Origin of the sequence: Winogradskyella sp., from assembly GCF_013042245.1 — a bacterium.
GTDB lineage: Bacteria > Bacteroidota > Bacteroidia > Flavobacteriales > Flavobacteriaceae > Winogradskyella.
Genome location: NZ_JABDQL010000109.1, coordinates 1 through 2,829 on the forward strand (window position 1 = coordinate 1; position 2,829 = coordinate 2,829).

The 2,829-nt window shown below is 31.9% G+C and carries 2 protein-coding genes and 1 pseudogene; all 3 read left to right on the forward strand.

The annotated features are described in order from the left end of the window. Nucleotides 1-53: 53 nt before the first annotated feature. Nucleotides 54-299, forward strand: coding sequence for a hypothetical protein (locus tag HKP48_RS08630; RefSeq protein WP_296344872.1), 246 nt, complete (start codon nt 54-56; stop codon nt 297-299). 52 nt (nt 300-351) lie between these two features. Further along, a complete protein-coding gene (locus HKP48_RS08635) occupies nt 352-2,544 on the forward strand; it encodes a peptidase domain-containing ABC transporter (RefSeq protein WP_296344874.1) in 2,193 nt (730 codons plus the stop codon). 1 nt (nt 2,545) lies between these two features. After that, nucleotides 2,546-2,704, forward strand: a pseudogene (locus HKP48_RS08640) (HlyD family secretion protein); the annotation flags it as partial. Nucleotides 2,705-2,829 lie beyond the last annotated feature (125 nt).

Sequence of the window (2,829 nt, forward strand, 5' to 3'; positions counted from 1 at the left end):
ATGATATAGTAAAACTGTAACAGTATGACTTTTATGGATATATTTACTATTCTGTGACATCGAGTCACAAAATAGTAATAATTAACGAGGCAAGCCTCGAGGTATTAAACCTGAAAGCGAATAAAAACAGTTATTTAGCAGTCAATTATCCTAATGCTGAATTTTATAAAGAACTTAACCTAAAAACAATACCCCGTTATTTGTTATTTGATACTAATGGAAAACTGATTTATAATAATGCACCAAGCCCAAGTAGTGATAATATAAGAAAAGTAATTAATGATGCTATTACAAAATAATGAAAGAATTACATAGCTACAACTGCTCTATAAATAATTAAACACATTCTTATTGAAGATTAAATTCCCATTCTACAAACAAAAAGACACTAAAGACTGTGGACCTACATGCTTAAAAATAATTGCTAAGCATTATAAGAAGACCATATCTATAAAACACTTAAGAACCATAAGCGAAACCACCAGAGTTGGCAGTAGCTTATTGGGTCTTAGTGATGCGGCAGAAAAAATAGGATTTAGAAGTCTTGGTGTAAAACTAACTTTAAAGCGTTTAAAAGAAGCGCCATTGCCTTGTATAGTACATTGGAATAAAAATCACTATGCAGTACTTTATAAAATACGCAAAGATATTTTTTATGTTTCTGACCCAGCTCATGGTTTACTAAAATATCCTAAAGATGAATTCCTAAAACATTGGATAGGTAATAACGCCACAGACCAAACAGAAGAAGGTATTGCTTTGCTTTTAGAACCTACTGCAAAATTTTATAATTCTGAGTTTGATAAAGATAAACAAGAATTTGGTTTTGCTTTCCTGTCTAAATATATTTTTAAATACAAGTCATTTTTATGGCAGTTAATTATTGGTTTAATAGCAGCCAGTTTATTACAGCTTATTTTTCCGTTTTTAACCCAAAGTGTTGTAGATGTCGGCATTAAAAATCAAGATATTCATTTCATTTATCTTATTCTTTTTGCGCAATTGTCCCTATTTATAGGCAGAACAGCTATTGAGGTTATTCGTAGCTGGATATTATTGCATTTAAGCACACGTATTAATATTTCTTTGGTCTCAGACTTTTTTATAAAACTTATGAACTTGCCCCTAGCATTTTTTGATACACGTATGACAGGTGATATCCTACAACGCATCAATGACCATAAGCGTATTGAGCGTATCTTAACAACGTCATCTTTGAGTGTCTTATTCTCTATGGTAAATCTGTTGGTCTTTAGTTTTGTATTGGCATATTACAGCCTCTTATTATTTGGGATATTTTTGGCGGGTAGTTTTCTTTATTTCTTGTGGATAATCATTTTTCTAAAAAAACGTAAAGATTTAGATTACAAACGTTTTTCAGAAGTCAGCCAAGAGCAAAGTAAGGTTATTGAGTTGATTAACGGTATGCAAGAGATTAAACTACATAATGCCGAAAAACAAAAACGCTGGTCTTGGGAGTTTGTACAAGCCCGCTTATTTAAAGTGTCTATTGAAGGTTTAGCCTTAGAGCAATATCAAAGTGTAGGTTCTAGCTTTATAAACGAAGTAAAAAATATATTAATTACTGTACTATCAGCTAAGTTAGTTATTGATGGCGAAATTACACTAGGTATGATGTTGGCTATTAGCTACATTGTAGGGCAATTAAATTCTCCAATTGCACAACTTATTGGCTTTATTAGAGAAGTGCAAGACGCTAAAATCTCTCTAGACCGACTATCTGAAATTCATAATAAAGAAGATGAGGAGCAACAAGATGTTAAGAAAATTATAGATATTCCTTTAAATTCTAATATCCAATTATCCAAAGTGGCATTTAGATATATAGGTTCTGACCAATTAGTATTACAAAATTTAGACTTAGAAATTCCTGTTAATAAAATTACAGCAATCGTTGGTGTAAGTGGAAGCGGTAAGACCACACTAATGAAATTGCTTCTAAAATTTTATGAGCCTAATAGTGGTGAAATAAAAATTGGTAATCACAATTTACAACAGGTTTCACAAAAAAGTTGGAGAAATGAATGTGGCGTAGTCATGCAAGAAGGTTACATCTTTAATGATACTATTGCTAACAATATTGCTGTAGGTGAAGATTACGTAGATAAGGAAAAACTTGCTCATGCTGTAGATGTTGCCAACATCAAAGAATTCATAGAAGATTTACCCTTAAGTTATAATACCAAAATTGGTATGGAAGGTGTAGGTGTGAGCACAGGTCAAAAGCAACGCTTATTAATAGCTAGAGCCGTTTATAAAAATCCAAATTTTTTATTTTTTGATGAAGCGACAAGTGCTTTGGATGCTAATAACGAAAAAGTGATTATGGAAAAACTCAATACCTTTTTTGAAAACAAAACGGTTGTTGTTATTGCTCATCGCTTAAGCACCGTAAAGAATGCCCATCAAATTGTGGTGCTTGATAAAGGCAAAATAGTTGAAGTTGGAAACCATGAAGCCTTAGTGCAGCAAAAGGGCAATTATTACAACTTGGTTAAGAATCAATTAGAATTAGGTAAATAATATGCCAGATAATAATAGTTTAAAACATATAGAACTCCGAAGTGAAGACGTACAAGAGATACTGACCAAAGTACCGCATTGGATGATACGCTGGGGCAATGTGCTGTTTTTGGTTTTAATTCTGTTACTTCTATTTATATCATGGTTTGTAAAATATCCGACACTTTCCCGCGAAGTGTGTAAGTAAAATTTACAGGATTAGCTTTTTCATAGTTTAATTCTGTTTTCAAATATAGCTAAAAATTGGTTTAAAATGATTCCCCAATTTCTAATAGGCATTTTCCA